The organism is Winogradskyella arenosi, from assembly GCF_003337305.1.
Classification (GTDB): Bacteria; Bacteroidota; Bacteroidia; order Flavobacteriales; family Flavobacteriaceae; genus Winogradskyella; species Winogradskyella arenosi.
Genome location: NZ_QPJO01000004.1, coordinates 291,406 through 310,198 on the forward strand (window position 1 = coordinate 291,406; position 18,793 = coordinate 310,198).

12 protein-coding genes are annotated in these 18,793 nt (G+C 37.4%); 9 read left to right on the forward strand and 3 right to left on the reverse strand.

The window, feature by feature from the left end:
- Positions 1-77: 77 nt before the first annotated feature.
- Positions 78-1,766, reverse strand: coding sequence for an RluA family pseudouridine synthase (locus tag DFQ08_RS12855; protein ID WP_245935436.1), 1,689 nt, complete (start codon positions 1,764-1,766; stop codon positions 78-80).
- A gap of 213 nt (positions 1,767-1,979) precedes the next feature.
- On the opposite strand from DFQ08_RS12855, the gene DFQ08_RS12860 reads away from it, so the two are divergent.
- The 3 genes from DFQ08_RS12860 (at position 1,980) to DFQ08_RS12870 (ending at position 8,647) form a co-directional block, all read left to right on the forward strand.
- Positions 1,980-3,155, forward strand: a complete 1,176-nt coding sequence (locus tag DFQ08_RS12860; RefSeq protein ID WP_245935437.1) for a hypothetical protein — start codon at positions 1,980-1,982, stop codon at positions 3,153-3,155.
- Between the two features lie 506 nt (positions 3,156-3,661).
- A complete protein-coding gene (locus tag DFQ08_RS12865; protein ID WP_114310422.1) occupies positions 3,662-4,465 on the forward strand; it encodes a glycine-rich domain-containing protein in 804 nt (267 codons plus the stop codon).
- A 42-nt stretch (positions 4,466-4,507) separates the two neighbouring features.
- A complete protein-coding gene (locus tag DFQ08_RS12870; protein WP_147269478.1) occupies positions 4,508-8,647 on the forward strand; it encodes a LamG-like jellyroll fold domain-containing protein in 4,140 nt (1,379 codons plus the stop codon).
- A 67-nt stretch (positions 8,648-8,714) separates the two neighbouring features.
- Here the strand turns inward: DFQ08_RS12870 and ytxJ are convergent, their stop codons facing one another.
- Positions 8,715-9,092, reverse strand: a complete 378-nt coding sequence (ytxJ, locus tag DFQ08_RS12875) for a bacillithiol system redox-active protein YtxJ (protein ID WP_114310424.1) — start codon at positions 9,090-9,092, stop codon at positions 8,715-8,717.
- Between the two features lie 371 nt (positions 9,093-9,463).
- Between ytxJ and clpB the strand changes: the two genes are divergently transcribed.
- From clpB to DFQ08_RS12895, 4 genes are all read left to right on the forward strand, one after another.
- Positions 9,464-12,070, forward strand: a complete 2,607-nt coding sequence (gene clpB / locus DFQ08_RS12880) for an ATP-dependent chaperone ClpB (protein WP_114310425.1) — start codon at positions 9,464-9,466, stop codon at positions 12,068-12,070.
- 650 nt (positions 12,071-12,720) lie between these two features.
- Positions 12,721-13,383, forward strand: a complete 663-nt coding sequence (deoC, locus tag DFQ08_RS12885; protein ID WP_114310426.1) for a deoxyribose-phosphate aldolase — start codon at positions 12,721-12,723, stop codon at positions 13,381-13,383.
- A gap of 27 nt (positions 13,384-13,410) precedes the next feature.
- Positions 13,411-14,109, forward strand: a complete 699-nt coding sequence (gene deoD, locus DFQ08_RS12890; protein ID WP_114310427.1) for a purine-nucleoside phosphorylase — start codon at positions 13,411-13,413, stop codon at positions 14,107-14,109.
- A gap of 37 nt (positions 14,110-14,146) precedes the next feature.
- Entirely contained in the window at positions 14,147-14,662 is a 516-nt protein-coding gene (locus tag DFQ08_RS12895; RefSeq protein WP_114310428.1) for a SixA phosphatase family protein, read from the forward strand.
- On the opposite strand, the gene DFQ08_RS12900 is transcribed toward DFQ08_RS12895, so the two are convergent.
- Positions 14,648-15,436: a DUF6503 family protein gene (locus DFQ08_RS12900; RefSeq protein ID WP_114310429.1), complete on the reverse strand. Its 789-nt coding sequence runs from the start codon at positions 15,434-15,436 to the stop codon at positions 14,648-14,650. The genes DFQ08_RS12895 and DFQ08_RS12900 overlap by 15 nt on opposite strands.
- A 209-nt stretch (positions 15,437-15,645) precedes the next feature.
- Here DFQ08_RS12900 and smpB point away from each other — a divergent pair, with 209 nt between their 5' ends.
- Together smpB and DFQ08_RS12910 are read left to right on the forward strand one after the other, a co-directional pair.
- Entirely contained in the window at positions 15,646-16,104 is a 459-nt protein-coding gene (gene smpB / locus DFQ08_RS12905) for an SsrA-binding protein SmpB (protein WP_114310430.1), read from the forward strand.
- A 217-nt stretch (positions 16,105-16,321) separates the two neighbouring features.
- The gene (locus DFQ08_RS12910) at positions 16,322-18,790 is read left to right on the forward strand and encodes a DUF5686 and carboxypeptidase regulatory-like domain-containing protein (protein WP_114310431.1); all 2,469 of its coding nucleotides are present in this window, start codon (positions 16,322-16,324) and stop codon (positions 18,788-18,790) included.
- The last annotated feature ends 3 nt before the right edge of the window (positions 18,791-18,793 follow it).

Genomic DNA, 18,793 nt, shown 5'->3' on the forward strand with positions numbered 1-18,793 from the left:
CATTGATGCCAGAAACATTGATATCCTTGTTATGTACAGAAACTTTTGTCTTGAAATAGTTCAATAACAAACATCTTTTAAAAATTGGGGGTGCAACTAAAGCTCATCCAAGCTTTAGTTATGGGATGTTCAAAACTTAAGGTTTCAGCATGAAGATGCAAGCGGTTAGAAGGCTGTCCGTATAAATCATCCCCTACTATCGGGGTATTTAATCCTTTTACATGGGCGGCATGCACCCGAAGTTGATGGGTACGTCCGGAAACCGGATAAAAATAAATTCTAGTTTTATGATCTTTAACGTTTATCACCTCATAGTTTGTGGTTGCTAATTTGCCATGCTCATAGCACACCAACTGACGGGGTCTGTTGTTTAAATCTACCCGAAGTGGCAAATCAATCGTCCCTTTTAAAGACGACAATACACCATCTAACACCGCCACGTAACGTTTTTTAATTTTCCTATTAATAAATTGGCGCTGAAGATGCTTATGTGCTCTTTCCGTCTTGGCCACAAGTAACAGCCCTGAGGTAGACATATCTAACCGGTGAAGCAATAATGCTCCAGTAGCCTCAGGCAAATACTCTTGCATCCTTATAAGCACAGAATCTTTTATGGTTTTTCCCGGAACGGATAAGAATTCATGAGGTTTGTTTACCAAAACTATAGCCTCATCTTCATATATAATCTCTAAAGTGCCATCAAAGTGTCCGGCAGAGGCAATAGGATTAGGTTCTACATTTAAGCCCTTCATCATATGCCCTAAAATAGGTTCGCAACGGCTACGGCATGACGGATAGAATTGCCCATGGCGTCGCACTTCGCTATTAGGCGCCACCCCCCACCAAAATTCAGCCATCGCTAAAGGTTGTAATTGATTTTGATACGCAAATTGAAACAGCTTTGGTGCTGCACATTCCCCCGCCGCCACAGGAGGATATCCTAAATCCGTACGTTGAAAAATGGATAATAAATCTTCAGTCTCTTTATGAGCATTTAAAAACCGATATTCTTGATGAATCTGTTTCTGCAATTCACCTGATAAGGCTTTACGTTCTTGCTTTAATTTTTCAATAGGCTTTAAAAGACGGTCTAATAGTTCTTGTGCTTGTTCCAACTCAGAATCGCAGGCTAATTTTAAATATTTAAGATCTAAATTACTCTGAATACTCTGTTGTTTTAATTCTTCAAACAATAAAGACTTCTCCGCTTCAGATAAATTTTGAGCCTCATGCGTTCTCCGTTGTTGACGCAACTTTTTACTTACCTTGGCTTGGCGTTTAAACTCTGTAATTTTCTGAATCTGGGAGTCCTGCGCCGCTATAAGGTTACGTTTAGCCGCTTCTAAATCGGGATGCTGCTCTAATTGCGAAATTTTCTCCGTTAATTGGTTTAAGTAGGTCTCTCCTTCTTTATAAAATCCTTTTGGATCTAAAGTGTCGTAGACTGGCGGCACAAAACCCGAGATATGATTGCTTTCTGCTAATTTCCCCGAAAACGCACTAATATAGCCTAATTGTCCTTCAGCATTTAATACTAGCATAACCCCAAACATCTTTCCGATTTGTAAACCTTTAAGAGCCGGATCTAAACCAAAATTATGATCAAAATCCTGTTGAGCACTTAAATACGCCTTAACCTCATCAGCAGCTTCCACACAATAAGGATGTGGCACATATAAGAATGGATACGTAAATTCTTGAGGTAAATTTACTTCGTCTTTCAACTTTAAAGGGTGAAAATAATTGTCTTCCGGTTTAAACATCATTTATTCGTATTGCCGTGCAAAGAAACGAAATAATATAAGGCTATAAGGCCTAACCTTAAAAATCATCGCTTCAAAATAGGGCGTTTAATACGCCTATAAAACATTTTAATAAAATGATCGCTTTACCTATCTAAATTCACGGAACTCATATATTTTATTTATTTTGGCATCATAATTGGATTCGCTAAATCACGAACCTAAACCCACAAGATTATGAAAAATTTTTTACTCTTATCTATTCTTTTTTTAGCACTTGGATCTTGTAGCGCTAAAAAACAAATTAAAAGCGCAATTAGTGATGGAAATTTTGACCAAGCCATAGATGATGCTTTAGAAAAATTAGAAACGAATAAAGACAAAAAAAGCAAACAAGAATACATTGCTTTATTAGAAGAAGCGTTTTACAAGGCCCTTGGAGAAGATTTAGAAACCATAAAACATTTAAAGAAAGACGGAAATCCGGAACAATACAAAACCATCTATAGCCTCTATTCTAATTTAGACGCAAGGCAAACGGCAATTAAAAGAGTTTTGCCCTTACAAATTGACGGTCAGACTATAGAATTTAAATTTAAGGATTATAGTAGTGATTTAGTTTCTTACCGCTATAAAACTTCTAATTACTTAAAGAGTCAAGGACTTAACCTATTAAATTCTAATGATAAATATAACGTAAGGGAAGCCTATGAAATCTTTAATTATATAGAACAGATTAATCCTAATTTTGAGAATACGAGAAGTCTAATGACTGAGGCGCACCAGAAAGGAATGGATTTTGTACATGTTTCTATTCAGAATCAAACTCAACAGATTATTCCGGAACGCTTAGAGTCTGAGCTCTTAGATTTTAACACCTATGGTTTAGATCAGTTTTGGACCACTTACCATTCGTTTCAAGAGCGCGATCTGAATTACGATTATGCCATGGAGCTGCAATTAAAGCAAATTTCAATTTCTCCAGAACGCATGAGCGAACGTCAGATTATAAGAGAACGAGACATAGTTGATGGTTGGGAATACGAATTAGATCGTGCTGGAAATGTAAAAAAAGACAGTCTTGGTAATGATATTAAAATTGATAAAATTGTAACGGTAACGGCTAGGTTTTATGAAGTTTTACAAACCAAATCAGCACAAGTTGTAGCCAATGTGGTTTATTCAGACTTAAAACAGAACAAAGTCCTTGATGCTTTTCCTATAGCTAGTGAATTTATATTCGAAAATGTTTTTGGAAGATACCAAGGCGACAGTCGTGCTCTGCACGCCGATGACCGCAGCATACTAAACCAAAGAGAACTTCAGTTTCCATCTGATGAAGATATGGTATATGATACAGGTGAAGATTTAAAGCGACAATTAAAACGCATTATAACATCCTATACAATGTGAAACAAATTTAATTTTTAATAGCACGCTCATATAAATCTATATGAGCGTTTTTTTTTACCCTTTTTAGTTATATTTAGCTTTTTCACTGCTTTTAAGCATTAAAAATAACTCAAAATCAGAGTCTTAACACTATAATAAATGCAATTTTATAGTGTTTTTTTATTTTTTTTTAAAAATTTTACCATCCTTAGACAAGGGTAATTCTCTACCCTATTAATTGCTCGTATCCCTTGATTTTCCTCGTATTTTAACATAATCGTGCTTTTAACAATTTAACCATAAAACGCACAAAAAAATACATTTTAACGATGTAAATTACATTTTATCGATGCTTTTTGTTTGATTTTAACATTTAACGTCTTATATTGGGATACCCTTATAACTAATTTGAATAGTCCTTTTTTATAAATTTTTTTTAAGGAAATCAGGTCGTTACGTTGTTAGAAATTACCCCTTCCCCACAACACGTTTAAGTCTCTTTTTCTTAAGGTATAATTATATAAAACATGAAAATTCATTTCGTAAAAGTTTTAAGCCTTTGTTTTTTCTCACTATTCTTTACAAAGACTTTTTCTCAAAATGTAGACTCAACTACACCTGGTACTTACAGTAGTACCGTTCCACTTGACGCCGTTTCTGCTACCGTAGAAATATGGGGCGCTGGTGGCTCTGGTGGAGGCTCCAAAAAAACAGGTCGCGGCGGTGGCGGTGGCGGAGGTGGTGCTTATGCTACGCAAACTTTTACAGTTACAGCTGGCGAAACGATAACCTATGAAATCGGTGCTGGAGGTGCTATCGCTACTAATTCCGGATCTGGTAATACCGGAGGCGAATCTACACTAAACCACACCATTAGCGAAACATCGATAACCGTAGGTGGCGGTGAAGGAGGAACCCAAAGTAATAGTTTTGATAACGCTGGAGGTGCCGGAGGAACTGCAACTGGAGGTGCTACCAACATACCAGGATCCCCTGGTGGTTCTAACGGATTTGGAATAGGTGGACAAGGTGGAGATTCTGGAAATACGATTAACACTGGCGGTAACGGTGGCATTCTTACTCACGGAAGCCCCGGTCATATTCCCGGAGGCGGCGGCGGCGGTGCTTACCATTCAGGACTTGGATTAGGAAACTCAAGCTTTAGAGATGGAGGGGCAGGAGCCAACGGTAAGGTTATCATTACATACGAGATTATTCTCCGTCCAGTTATTAATAATTTTTCTCCATCTGCCGTATGTGTTGGCGAAACAGTAACATTAACGGGTCGGAATTTCACCAATGCCACCTCCGTTAAATTTAATGGCACTTAAGCCCTTTCTTTTACCGTTAATAGCGATACTGAAATTACAGCCGTGACACCTAATACCTCTACAGGATTAATCACGATAACCACCCCAATAGGTACTACAAATAGCGCTAATCCAATTTCAATATATGCCATACCAGAAATAAGCATCAGCGCAAACTACTGTCCGGTAGATCTTCCAAGTACATCACAAAACGAAAGCAATATGGTGCAGTTAACCGCTACATCGAATCAAAATATTACAAGTTGGCTATGGAGCACAGGCGAGACAAGTTCAACAATATATATTAGTCAATCTGGAGCTTGCAATGTCACTGCTACAACAAGTCATGGATGTACCAATAGCACCTTATATAACATGTCTCAAGATCTTATAATTAATGGAGATTTTAACTTAGGCAACGCTCATTTTGTTTCAGACTACCTTTATATTGAAGACCAAAACAACACGAATAACGAATTACAAAATGACCAAGACAACCGCGGTTACTCTATAACCCAAAACGGCCAAAATGTACATAACAGTTTTTGGGGTTATGATCATACAGGAGATAGTCAGGGTTATTTTATGGCCGTTAATGGTAAAGGCACTTCACTAATTGTGTGGGCTCAAAATGATGTAACTGTAGAACCGAACACAGAATATTACTTTTCGGCTTGGGCCATGAGCTTAAATAGCCATGGACCTTATGCGCAACTTACTTTTAATATTAACGGTACTAATATTGGAACCTCCCCTGTCCTAGCTGCGCATCCCAACAACAATAATTTAAACGCTGATAATTGGACCCAGTTTTACGGTACTTATACCACGGGACCTTCGGAGACTGTAGTCGATATTGAAATTCGTAATTTACAATCGGCTTTAGCAGGAAATGATTTTGGTTTAGATGATATTTCTTTTATGTCAAAATTACCCTTTCTTCATCTCACCTCAGCACCAGAGACACAACATCAGACCCTTTGTGAAAACGCGGCAATTGAAACGATCTCTGTCTATGTTGGCGATGGACTTAGCACCCCAACTTTAACAGGACTTCCTTCTGGATTAAGTACTAATTATAATGGCACAACATTTACAATAAGTGGTACACCTACAGAAACAAGAGTCTTTAATTATACCATAACTTCAAACTTAAGCTGTGGCCAAAAAACATTATCAGGAACCCTAAACATTAACCCGATCCCTACTGCAACCTTAAGCACAGCCTCCCCTATTATATGTGCTTCAGAAGACGCTATAAATTTAGAAGCAATTTTAGGTGGTACTGCCACAAGTGGAACATGGAGTATTTCGGGAACCCCATTAGCGACCACTGTTACTGGAAATAGCGCCACGGCAACCTACCTCATTAGTTCTAGCGGAACTAAGACTTTTACATTTACAAGCAACACCCCTAACGGACCATGTAATGCGGTTACCGAAACATTAGATATTGAAATCATACCTTATAATGTGGCCCATGCTGGTCCTGACCAAACTGCATTAAGTTGTGAGAATACCACAATTACATTAGCAGCAAACAATGAGGTCTCAGGCTTTTGGTCTGCCACACCTCAAACCGGATATTTCTCCGATCCTACTTCCCCAAATTCTCAATTTACTGGTGAAAGCGGCACCACGTATCAGTTAACATGGAATGCTATTAATACGGCTTCCGTATGCGATAACGATACGGATAGCCTAACCTTTACAATTCCTAACTGTGGAAGTAATTTAATTTTCGCTGGAAATGAAGAGTATATCGATTTTGGAGATCATTATAATCTACTTCAAAACTTTAGTATTGAACTCTGGCTAAAACCTAATACCCAAAGTAATTCCAAACAAACCATTTTATCTAAACGTAACGCAGAACAACTCAATACGGGTTACGATTTAAGCCTTACCAACGGTACAATTTCCTTTAACGCTAATAACAATACAAGTATCTCCGTAAGAAATATTAGTACTGCCCGTTGGTACCATATTGCCATTACTTACAACGGCAGCTATACCATGTATCTTGATGGTATAGAAAAGGCAACACTATCAGGCTCTGCCCCATTACTTAACGATTACGACATGCTTATCGGAGCAATGGCCCGTGAAGACAACATGCCTACCCATCATTTAGATGCATGGCTAGATGAAATCCGTATATGGAATACTGCGCTATCAACAGAGCAAATTAGAATTATGATGAATCAAGAAATTGAAAATAACAATGGTGTTATTGGAAGTATTACAGGTCCTGAAGTGACAACCGGTTTATTATGGAATAATTTAGAAGGCTATTACAAGATGAATCAAGGAACGACGGATATTACAAATGGCTTTCTAAACGCTAATACCGGAGCGTCTGGACAATTAAATAATATGAGCGCTTTACAATCTGCTAAAGCTCCACTCCCCTATGTTACCGAAACCAATGGGAGTTGGGATGTGGCGAACACCTGGCAAGGTGGTACACATCTCATGGCGCCTAACACCAACGATGTGTATTGGAATATTGTAAAAACGACTCACAATGTCACAATAGATAGACCTATGGAACTCTTGGGGCTAATTGTAGACACTAATCATACGTTAACGGTTTCTAACAACCAACCTCTTGTTGTCCGTAAATATTTAAAAATCGACGGTACTTTAGATTTGGTTGGTGAGTCGCAATTGATACAGCACGAAGGCAGTATTGTAGACACTAATGGAACAGGAATTTTAGAACGAGATCAACAAGGCACAAGTAATAAATTTAATTACAACTATTGGGGAAGCCCTGTAAGCAATGCCGCGGGAACCTACCAACTGAGCAGCATTCTGTTTGATGGTAACACCCCGTTAAATTGGACCACTAATTACAACGGAAGTCCTTCTCCATTAACCATAAGTTCGCGATGGTTATATGTTTTTAATGATGCTGAATCCGATTATTCCAACTGGTCTTCTATTTCTCAAAACACCGCAGTAGCTATTGGATTGGGCTACACCATGAAAGGCAGTGGCTCTAGTGAAGACCCTCAGAATTACACCTTTAAAGGCCAACCAAACAACGGAGAAATTAATCTTTCTTTGGGAGGAGGTTTTAATTATACCTTATTAGGAAATCCTTATCCATCGGCCCTAGATGCAGATCAATTTATAGCCGATAACGAAAACGTTTTGGATGACGGAACAATTACCTTTTGGGAACAAGCACCGAGCAATAATTCGCATATGTTGGCTGACTATGAAGGGCGCTATTCGTATTACAACTATACAGGAGGTGCTCCAGCGGTCACCGCACCATCCGAAATTTACGGCGCTGGAAATGCGAGTAAAATCCCAGAACGCTATATCCCAATAGGACAAGGTTTCTTTGTCTCAGGGAATGAAACGGGAGGCTTAATTACATTCAACAACAATCAACGTTGTTTTAAAACAGAAGCTTCAGGAGCATCGTTGTTCTTCCGACCTTCAAATGGAACGCTTAATACGGAAGACCTGAACCAAACAAACTCCGAAGAAAGCGTTATCCGACGTATTTATTTCAACTTTACCACACCAGAAGGTGCCGTAAGACAGCTTTTACTCGGATTTACATCAGACAATGCGGCTACAGACGGTGTAGACTATGGTTACGACGCCTTAAATGCAGACACCTTCCCTAGTGACTTATCTTTCAATATTGAAGGAGAACGCTATATTATTCAAGGTGTGGGCGAATTTGAAGCCACTAAAGTGTATCCTTTAGATATGATTTTAGGACTCTCGGGAAATGTAGAAATAAGTCTTCACACTCTAGAAAATTTTGAAACTCCTATTGATGTGTATATTTACGATGCGCTATTAGAAACCTATACAAGATTCAATACTGTTAGTTACCAGCAGTACTTGGAAGCCGGCACCTATACGGACCGATTCTATTTAGCCTTTCAAGATCAGGAAACTTTAGGGATTTCAGACGCGACTTTTAACGCCGTTACAATTCGGTATTTAAACCAATCCAAAGCGATTTTTGTACAAGCTCCGTTAGAGGATAGCATTAAAACGATTCAACTTGTTAATATTGCCGACCAAACCCTCGCAACTTGGACAAACCCAACTTCAAATAGTCTTAACCAAGTACGGATTCCTGTAAAGCATATCGCTCAAGGCACTCACATTCTTAAGGTAGAAACAAAAAACAAGACTATTCATAAGAAGATTATAGTGACAACCCATTAAAGCTATAGTAACTTAAATGAACACCCCTTAATCTAACACTACATTAAGGGGTGTTTATTTTTAAGGTTTAAACAAATTTTTCTAAATTCATCTCATTTATAGCCCCATGAGAGCTGTGAGCCACCACAACACCATTTTTTATAATTAACATTTGCGGAGATTGGTGTACGACTTCAAATTTTGTCCCAATAGCATCAGACACCGCTCTGTAACTTAATAGATCTAAAAAATGTAAGTCTATATTAAGATCTAAATTATAATCCGAAACAAACTGTTTCAATACCATTCTACTAATTCCACAACGCGTAGAATGCTTAAATAGGAGTTGCGGTTTAACCATAGATTTTTCAGCAATAACATCTAATTGCGTCACCTCTTCTAAAGATTGCCATGGTAACACCTTTTCTTCTTTTGGCTCTGAACTGCCGAATATTTTCTTAAACATACTTTATCTTTTAATCGTGTTAACCCTAAAATATAGGTCGCACATTCTACACTATAATACAATTTAATTTTTACTTTCAAAAACATTAAAAGCTCTAAACTGACGCTAGTCATACTTTAAGTCGAAATAAAGTAGTATTCTTACAAAAAGACAAAACGTCATTATAAACCATTCTAAATAAGACATTTTGTCGCGCTTTACCTACTTTTAAATAATGGTAAGATAATTGACTATAGCTTATCAAAACAACGCCATCTGAGGCGATGTTAAGGTCTTTCAAAAGCGGTCTAACTTCTAGATGTCTTTTGAATGACGAAATCAAAAGTTAAACTAAAAAAGACACCTGTTTTTTAGAACAGGCATAAAAAAAGATGAATTTTAATAATTACACCATTAAATCGCAAGAAGCCATACAGCAAGCGCAGCAGCTGGCTCAAGGCTTTGGTCATCAGCAAATAGAGAACGAACACATTTTTAAAGCCCTCTTTAATGTTGATGAAAACGTCCTCCCTTTTATCTTAAAGAAGTTGAACGTCAACGTTTCAATGCTTCAACAAGTCTTAGATAAAGAATTGGAGAGTTTCCCTAAAGTTTCGGGTGGTGACCTGATGCTTTCGCGTGAAGCAAGTAAAAGTTTAAATGAAGCGTCAATCATTGCAAAAAAAATGAACGATGATTTTGTTTCTATTGAACATCTTATCGTCGCTATTTTCAAATCTAAAAGCAAAATAGCTCAGATTTTAAAAGATCAAAGCGTTACAGAAAAAGGATTAAATGCGGCTATTGAAGAACTTCGAAAAGGCGATAGAGTTACCTCTCAAAGTCAAGAAGACACGTACAACTCCTTATCAAAATACGCTAAGAATTTAAATCAATTAGCTAGCGATGGCAAATTAGATCCGGTTATTGGTCGCGATGAAGAAATTAGACGTATTCTTCAAATTTTATCGCGTCGTACTAAAAACAACCCCATCTTAGTTGGGGAACCAGGAACCGGTAAAACGGCGATTGCTGAAGGGCTTGCCCATAGAATTATTGATGGAGATATTCCTGAAAACCTTAAGGATAAACAAATTTTCGCCTTAGATATGGGGGCACTAATTGCTGGTGCTAAATATAAAGGCGAGTTTGAAGAACGTCTTAAATCTGTAATAAAAGAAGTTACGGAAAGTGATGGAGACATCGTTCTATTTATAGATGAAATCCATACGCTTGTAGGCGCTGGTGGCGGACAAGGTGCCATGGATGCCGCTAATATCTTAAAGCCTGCCCTAGCCCGCGGTGAGTTAAGAGCTATCGGAGCCACAACATTAGACGAATATCAAAAATACTTTGAGCAAGACAAAGCTTTAGAGCGTCGTTTTCAAAAAGTAACTGTTGATGAGCCAGATACCGAAAGTGCGATTTCTATTTTAAGAGGAATTAAAGAAAAGTATGAAACGCACCATAAAGTGCGAATCAAAGATGAAGCTATTATTGGTGCCGTAGAACTCTCTGAGCGTTATATTACCAACCGATTTTTACCGGATAAAGCCATTGACTTAATGGATGAGGCAGCTTCTAAATTACGTATGGAAATCAATTCTAAACCTGAAGAGTTAGACGTCCTAGACCGTAAGATTATGCAACTTGAAATTGAGCATGAAGCCATTAAACGTGAAAAAGATGAAACAAAACTTAAAAGTTTAAAAGCGGATCTTGCTAACCTTAAAGAAGAACGTAATGAGCTTAATGCGAAATGGAAATCAGAGAAGGAAGTTGTAGAAAACGTTCAGAATATTAAGCAAGATATCGAAACCTTTAAAATTGAAGCGGAACGTGCCGAGCGTGAAGGCGATTACGGTAAAGTTGCTGAAATTCGCTACGGGAAGATCAAAGAAGCTACAGAGCAACTTGAAAACTACCAAAAACAACTTGCCGCACAACAAGAAACCTCTTTAATAAAAGAAGAAGTTACTTATGAAGATATCGCTGATGTTATTGCAAAATGGACTGGAATTCCGGTGACCAAAATGCTACAGAGTGATCGTGAAAAATTACTAAAACTTGAAGATGAACTGCACAAGCGTGTAGTAGGACAAGAAGAAGCCATTGAAGCTGTTAGTGATGCGGTACGCCGTTCTCGCGCTGGATTACAAAATCCGAATAAACCGGTGGGTACCTTCCTATTTTTAGGAACTACAGGTGTGGGAAAAACCGAATTAGCAAAAGCATTAGCAGAATATTTGTTTAATGATGAAAATGCGATGACTCGGATTGATATGAGTGAATACCAAGAACGCCATGCCGTAAGTCGTTTAGTGGGGGCACCTCCAGGATACGTGGGTTATGATGAAGGCGGACAACTCACAGAAGCCGTGAGAAGAAAACCTTACTCTGTGGTCTTGTTAGATGAAATTGAAAAAGCCCATCCCGACACCTTTAATATTCTTTTACAGGTCTTAGATGAAGGCCGATTGACAGATAATAAAGGGCGTGTGGCCGATTTTAAAAATACCATCATTATCATGACCTCTAATATGGGAAGCCATATTATACAAGAACGTTTTGAAGCCACAAAAGATATTGCCTCGGCTATGGAATTAGCTAAAATTGATGTCTTGGCTTTATTAAAGCAAACGGTAAGACCAGAGTTTTTAAATCGTATTGATGATACCATAATGTTTACGCCACTGACTAAAGAAAACATCTTAGATATTGTAGGACTCCAACTTAAAGGCATCACCAAAATGATTGCGCAACAAGGAATCACTTTTGACGCCACTCCGGAAGCTGCACGTTATTTAGCTGATAAAGGCTATCACCCAGAATATGGTGCACGACCTGTAAAACGTGTGATTCAAAAAGAAGTACTTAATGCATTGAGTAAAGAGATTTTATCAGGAAAAGTCACTACGGATAGTATTATTCTACTTGATGAGTTTGATAAGCAATTGGTCTTTAGAAATCAAGGGGATTTAATCACTGAAGAGTTTTAAATTAAAACTTTAAGGCATTAAATTATATTTTTAAATACCTTTAAAAGCAACATTCTAGTTTTCGATAGGAAGCCAAGAGTGTTGCTTTTTTCATGCCCTTTTTTTACGCTAAAAACTTATAAATAAAAGTACGACTACAAGCGGTTGCCTATATTAAAATTTTGACATTCTAGTATCAGACTGCGGACTTTTCATATGTCAAATAAACGTTCAAAACTTAGGAAAACCAATTCAATTTTAACTTCAAAATACATTAAAACGAAGACTGATTTAGGAGCATAAAATCCTTTACAGACCACGAAAATAAGTTGTATTAATTCAGGCTTCAATTCAGAAATCAAAAAAGACATCTAAGAGAAACAATGCAGGTATTGACTTTATTTTAGGTAAAACACCCCCTAAATAGTTAAAAAACATTTTTCAAATTAAATCTCATACACCCCTAAAATCAAAGGGTTTAAATTCGTATTTCTAACTTTTCGACCAAATGCACTATAATTTTACCTTATTTATTATGCTTTTTATCGGATAAATACTTAGTTTTGTCGAGCTATTTAATCCTTCCCTTTAAGTTTATTACCGATGTACTGAAATCATTAATGAGATGACGACATCATTCAATTTATAGTATAACCCTACTTATATAATAGATGAATTTAAATCGATACCTAGACCACACTTTATTAAGTGCCTCTGCCACCGAAGCAGACATTTTACAACTATGCGAAGAAGCATTGAAATACAATTTCTATTCCGTATGCGTGAATAGTAGCAATGTAATACTCGCGAAACAAGCCTTAGGACATTCTGATGTTAAAATCTGTACCGTCGTAGGATTCCCTCTTGGAGCGATGTCTACTGAAGCTAAAATTTTTGAAGCTAAAAGTGCCATAGAGCAAGGCGCTACTGAAATCGATATGGTTTTAAATATCGGTCGTTTAAAAAGTAAAAACTACCTCGCAGTTCTTAAGGATATCAGTGACGTAAAGCGCGCTATTGGCTTTACAACCCTTAAAGTTATCCTAGAAATTAGCGAACTCTCTAAAAATGAAATCGTAAAAGCTTGTGAAATCTGTATGGATGCTAAAGCCGATTTTATAAAAACCTCAACCGGATTTTCTAAAAGTGGCGCAACCCTAACAGCGGTAAAAATTATGCGTAAAACCGTTCGTGACCAAGTTAAAATTAAAGCCTCTGGAGGTATTAGAGATGCTGAAACTGCTCAGAAATATATTGACATTGGTGTTGACCGCATCGGAGCTTCGGCGGGTGTTGCCATGATGAATGAGTTAGCCTCAAAAGCTGCTTATTAATTGCACTACTTTGCTTAACTTTGTACTATGAGTGTACACATCGGAGCAAAAAAAGGCGACATCGCAGAGACCATCCTATTACCAGGAGACCCATTAAGAGCAAAATGGATTGCTGAAACTTATTTTGACAATCCATTTTGTTTCAATGAAATTAGAGGTATGTATGGCTATACAGGCACTTATAACGGAAAACGTGTTTCCGTAATGGGAACAGGTATGGGCGTCCCAAGTATTTCTATCTACGCCAATGAACTTATTACCGAGTATGGCGTAAAAAACCTTATTAGAGTAGGAAGCGCTGGCTCCTACCAAGCCGACGTTAAAATTAGAGATGTGGTTTTGGCCATGTCAGCTTCATCAACCTCTGGGGTTAATGAATTACGTTTTGGCGGTGCGGACTATGCGCCAACTGCAAATTTCGGTTTATTTATTAAAGCCGTAGAAGCAGCCCGTTCTAAAAATATTCCTATCAAAGCCGGAAATGTTCTATCTTCAGATGAATTTTATGAAGATGATAAAGAGTCCTTTAAAAAATGGTCTAAATTCGGTGTCTTATGTGTAGAAATGGAAGCCGCCGGCTTATATACCATTGCCGCTAAACACAGGGTAAATGCCCTTGCCATTCTAACTATTTCAGATTCTTTGGTTTCAGGGGAATCAACAACTAGTAAAGAGCGCGAAACCACCTTTAAACATATGATTGAAGTCGCATTAGAATTGGCTTAAATTTAGAATACGCACAAGTTATTCAATTTCAACAGTAATGAGAAAACAGATTATAATTTTACTAATTGCTGCAATAGGCCTAGTCTCTTGCAAAGACCAAGTGCAATCTAATACTGCGAGTACAAGCACCTATTACCTCATTAGGCATGCTGAAAAAGATCGGTCTGATGCTTCTAACAAAAATCCTGATTTAAACGAAAAAGGACTGAAACGCGCACAACATTGGGCAGACTATTTTAAGTCAATCCCTTTTGATGCCATATATACCACCGCCTATAAGCGTACGGAACAAACGGCACAACCTACAGCTGAAGCCAAGAAATTAGCGGTTCAATATTATAATCCTTCAGACCTTGAGATCAACAAGTTTATTTCCAAAACCCAAGGCAAAACCGTATTAATCGTTGGACATAGCAACACCACTCCAAAATTTGTTAATGCTTTATTGGGTGAAGAGAAATATGAGGCTATTGCTGATGATAATAATGCCAACTTGTATATTGTGACACGCTCTGAAGATCAAAAAAAATCGGAGCTCTTAGTCGTTGACTAATTCTACAGTAACGTTCTCCAATTCAATTTTAGACAATAATTTTAATGTGTTGGCCTCAAAGGCTTTTGCTAAATCTTCTAGTTTTAAAGCGGCATCGTCGGTTTTAAAATTATTATAATCCACAAATCGAAGTCCGCCGCGGTAACGTTCGTTATAAGCCTCTCTAAAGCGCTGCCCTCTTCCACTTTCCTCTTCATAAGAATAAGCAAGGTAATCTACCTTAAAGCTATCGGTATGGATCCAATATATAAATTCGTCTTCAAAATCTTCTCCTCCACCGTCTTGATCAAAGGTGACTTTAATTTTAAAATAGGCCTTATCCTTAATGGTTTCTGTTCCTAAAAGCGTTTTGTTTACGGCCTTATCATTTAAGCCATAAGGCAGCACAGAGAAATAATGGACAGAATTTACAGAAGCTTCATAATTTTTAGCAATTGAATCTTCAAGCTGTACAAAAGCATCATTCTTATAACGCTCATACCCCACATTGCTTAACATATCAAAAATAGAATCTGTCCCTTCCACTTTAAGTCTTACCAATAAAAACTCATGATTTTTACGAAGCGCTTGGTAATACACATCTCTAAATTCAAACTTCAAACTCGATTTTTGAAATCGCTCACCTCCCGCTACATCAATAGCTTTATCAATAATTTGGTTTGCAGTTAATGCGCTTACAACCGTTTCAGTAGGTGTTACGGTATTTGTCTCTGCGTTGTCATTTTTACATCCTAAAATAAAGACTAAGGCTGCGAGGAAGAAGTAATTTTTCATATCATTGGTTTTACAATACTGCAGTCGCGAATGTATGGCTTAGATTACAGAATTATCCTAAATTCATGATAAAGCTTGCGTCAAAAGGTTTACAAAAAAACCAGAAAGCAGGACGCTAAAGACGTTCTAAAACCCAAGCAGAAATCACTTTCATTTTTTATATCTATAAGACTTCAAACTTCACACATACTTTCTTATCTTTGCCCACCATGCAAAAAACCGTCAACATACTCAATAGAAAAGCCAAGTTTCATTATGAAATTTTGGATAAATACACCGCTGGAATAGTGCTTTCTGGTACGGAGATTAAATCGATACGATCTGGACAAGCGTCTATCGCTGAAGGATTTTGTGAATTTAATGACAAAGGTGAACTTTTTGTAATTAACATGACGGTTGAAGAATACAAATACGGCACCTATTACAACCACAGACCTAAGGCTGAACGCAAGCTATTACTGAATAAAAAAGAGCTAAAAAAGTTAGAAAAAGAAGTGAATATTAAAGGGAATGCTATTGTTCCGTTACGCTTGTTTATTAACGACCGTGGTTTGGCTAAACTTGTTATAGGCTTAGGAAAAGGTAAAAAACTTTACGATAAGCGCGATACCATTAAGGATCGTGATAACAAGCGAAACCTAGACCGTATTAAGAAGAACTTCCGCTAAGCGCTTTCTCTGCATCGACGTCATTTTATTTTTTTGCGTTAAATTTAGGGCGGACTCGCGTTTACTTTAAACTTTCGTCTATATTTATGTGGCCTTAAATTAAGGTCTAACCGTTCATTTTTAGTTGCGACTTTTATGACGCCTAACTTTTAGATCACTTTACCTGTGGTTTAATGGACTCAAAGGGTCGTACATTAATTCATCAATCTCATCGTCTATGCAAAAGCAATTCTTCGGTTTGTTGTGCCTCATCGCCACCACACTCGTTTCAGCCCAAATTAAAGGAAAAGTCACCGACCAAAACAATCAACCACTTCCTTTTGTAAATATTTTAATTGAGAATACCTACAAAGGCACAACGAGTAATGACGATGGATTTTATGAACTAAACATAACCACTCCAAAAACTTATACGCTTGTCTTTAGCTATTTAGGCTATAAGACGGTAAAAAAAGAGGTACAGATTAGCCAGTTTCCTTATGAGTTAGATATGGTTCTTATAGAAGAATCCGTGTCTTTAAACGAGGTGCTTATCGATTCTGAAACGGATCCGGCTAATGCCATAATACGCCAAACCATTGCCCAAAGAGAAGCCAACCTTGCTAAAATAGAATCCTTTAAAGCCGATTTCTATTCGCGCGGATTACTTAAAATTGTAGACGCGCCAGAAAAAATAATGGGCCAAGAGCTAGGAGATTTGGGTGGTGGCTTAGACTCTACCCGCAGTGGTATTGTTTATTTGTCTGAAACCATTTCTAAAATTCAATTTCTAAATCCCAATAAGCTGAAAGAAAAAATTACTGCTTCAAAAGTTAGCGGTGATAGTAATGGATTTAGTTTTAATAGTGCACTAGACGTTGACTACAACTTTTATAACAATACAATTTCTTTAGGAAATGAAATCATCTCTCCTATTGCCAATAATGCTTTTTCTTATTACAATTATAAACTTGAAGGGATGTTTTATAACGAGCGAGGACAGCTCATTAATAAAATAAAGGTAATTCCTAAGCGAAAAAATGATCCGGTTTTTTCTGGGTTTATCTATATTGTTGAAGAGCAATGGACGCTTTTCGCGATAGAATTAAGCCTTACCGGAACTCAAGCTAAAATTCCTATTGTAGATCAACTATCGTTACAACAAAGTTTTTCGTATTCAGAAAATCATGAGCTTTGGGCATTAATTTCTCAGAGTATCGATTTAAAATATGCTCTTTTTGGCATTAAAGGTGAAGGCCGATTCACTGCCGTTTATAGCAATTATGAATTTAATATTGGACTCAGCAATAAAGACTTTACACGTGAAATTGTAACGTATGAAAAAGAAGCCAATACCAAAGATTCTATTTTTTGGAACAGCATTAGACCGGTCCCACTAACAGCTGAAGAACGCACCGATTACACAAAAAAAGATAGTCTTCAGGTACTGCGCGAATCGCAACCTTATTTAGATTCTGTAGACCGCGTTAAAAACAAATTTAAAGTAAGTAACATTTTAGGCTACACCTATCAAAACTCCATTAAAGATTACCGCTTAGGTTTTAACATTCCGACCTTAAAAGCCGTACAATTTAACACCGTACAAGGTTATACCGCTAATGCCGATGTTTTTTACACAAAAAAATACGATGCCTATAATCGGTATTTCAATATCGATGGTTCCCTGCAATATGGATTTTCAGATAAGCGATTTCGGGCTTCAGCATCTATGATTTATAAATTTAATAGTATTACAAATTCTTTTTTAGTGCTATCGGGTGGTGTTAGCGCAGAACAATTTAGTCCCTCCACCCCCATAACTCCACTGATTAATACGGTAAGCACCTTATTTTTTGAAGACAATTACATGAAGCTATACGACAAAAGCTACCTAGCCATTAATTATGCTGAAGAACTTTTTAACGGCTTCAGAATTTATGCTGGTTTAAGTTACGAACGACGAAAAGCTATTTTTAACACCACAGACCAAACCTTATTTAATGATGACGACGATGTTTACACCAGCAACAATCCCTTAGATGCCCTCGCTTTGGGGACTGCGCCTTTTAACACCCACCATACCCTCAAAGGGAATCTTGATGCTCGTATTAATTTTGGACAAAAATACCTAAGCTATCCCGATGCTAAATACAATGTGAATAATGAAGATTATCCAACCTTATACTTAGGCTACGAGACCAGTTTTGCGTCATCAGATCAGGACTATAATTACCATCAAATTAAAGCAAGCCTTAGACAAGCCTTCAACATTAAAGACAAAGGCCGTTTCCATTATAACCTAAAAGCAGGAAAGTTTTTTAATGCCGATAACATTGCGTTTATGGATTACCAACACTTTAACGGCAACCAAACTCATGTAAGCACTTCTGGAAATTACACCAATGTGTTTAACAATGTAGACTACTACACCGCTAGCACCAATGACGCTTATTTTGAAGGCCATATTGAACACGACTTTAATGGTTATATCCTTGGAAAACTCCCGCTACTGAACAATTTAAATTTTAATTTGGTTTTAGGAATGCATGTTTTAGCACAACCTAATTTCAGTCCTTACCAAGAATACTCTGTAGGTGTAGACAATATTGGGTGGGGAAAGTGGAAATTTCTACGCGTTGACTATTTGCGCTCTTACCAAAGCGGATTTCAAAGTGATGCCGTTGTATTTGGTTTGAAATTCTTTTAAATT

What these genes read in the sequence shown, in the direction of transcription:
- DFQ08_RS12895 (WP_114310428.1), top strand. Translation starts at nt 14,147, where the DNA reads ATGAGAAAACAGATTATAATTTTACTAATTGCTGCAATAGGCCTAGTC.
- ytxJ (WP_114310424.1), bottom strand. Translation starts at nt 9,092, where the DNA reads ATGTTTAAGAAAATATTCGGCAGTTCAGAGCCAAAAGAAGAAAAGGTG.
- DFQ08_RS12910 (WP_114310431.1), top strand. Translation starts at nt 16,322, where the DNA reads ATGCAAAAGCAATTCTTCGGTTTGTTGTGCCTCATCGCCACCACACTC.
- deoD (WP_114310427.1), top strand. Translation starts at nt 13,411, where the DNA reads ATGAGTGTACACATCGGAGCAAAAAAAGGCGACATCGCAGAGACCATC.
- DFQ08_RS12855 (WP_245935436.1), bottom strand. Translation starts at nt 1,766, where the DNA reads ATGATGTTTAAACCGGAAGACAATTATTTTCACCCTTTAAAGTTGAAA.
- clpB (WP_114310425.1), top strand. Translation starts at nt 9,464, where the DNA reads ATGAATTTTAATAATTACACCATTAAATCGCAAGAAGCCATACAGCAA.
- smpB (WP_114310430.1), top strand. Translation starts at nt 15,646, where the DNA reads ATGCAAAAAACCGTCAACATACTCAATAGAAAAGCCAAGTTTCATTAT.
- DFQ08_RS12900 (WP_114310429.1), bottom strand. Translation starts at nt 15,436, where the DNA reads ATGAAAAATTACTTCTTCCTCGCAGCCTTAGTCTTTATTTTAGGATGT.
- DFQ08_RS12865 (WP_114310422.1), top strand. Translation starts at nt 3,662, where the DNA reads ATGAAAATTCATTTCGTAAAAGTTTTAAGCCTTTGTTTTTTCTCACTA.
- DFQ08_RS12860 (WP_245935437.1), top strand. Translation starts at nt 1,980, where the DNA reads ATGAAAAATTTTTTACTCTTATCTATTCTTTTTTTAGCACTTGGATCT.
- deoC (WP_114310426.1), top strand. Translation starts at nt 12,721, where the DNA reads ATGAATTTAAATCGATACCTAGACCACACTTTATTAAGTGCCTCTGCC.